1 pseudogene is annotated in these 249 nt (G+C 44.6%); it reads left to right on the top strand.

Going from position 1 to position 249, the window contains the following annotated elements:
- Window positions 1–220: pseudogene (locus tag EOD29_RS36785) on the top strand (hypothetical protein); the annotation flags it as partial.
- Window positions 221–249: the final 29 nt, after the last annotated feature.

Below are 249 nucleotides of genomic sequence, written 5' to 3'. Positions count from 1 at the left end.
GCCAGAGTTCCTTATGAGGCACCCAAACTGCTGCAGTATTTATCGCGGATTCCCGAATGATTATTTTTCTCCTGAGACGTTCGAACAGTACATGACGAGGACATTTGCAAAGGTCGTAAAAATAAACTTCATGAAGGAGAATATTTCTAACGGAACATATATCGGGAGGCTCACGTCGCACTATGTGAAACTCGATGCATGCGCAAATCAACTAGATTAGAGACGGGAAATGGCGGCGTGGAAAACCAC

It is taken from the genome of Mesorhizobium sp. M1A.T.Ca.IN.004.03.1.1, from assembly GCF_003997555.1.
In the GTDB taxonomy this organism is placed as follows: domain Bacteria; phylum Pseudomonadota; class Alphaproteobacteria; order Rhizobiales; family Rhizobiaceae; genus Mesorhizobium.
Note: the sequence above shows the minus strand (reverse complement) of the source record. Positions and strands in the feature narration are given on the sequence as shown.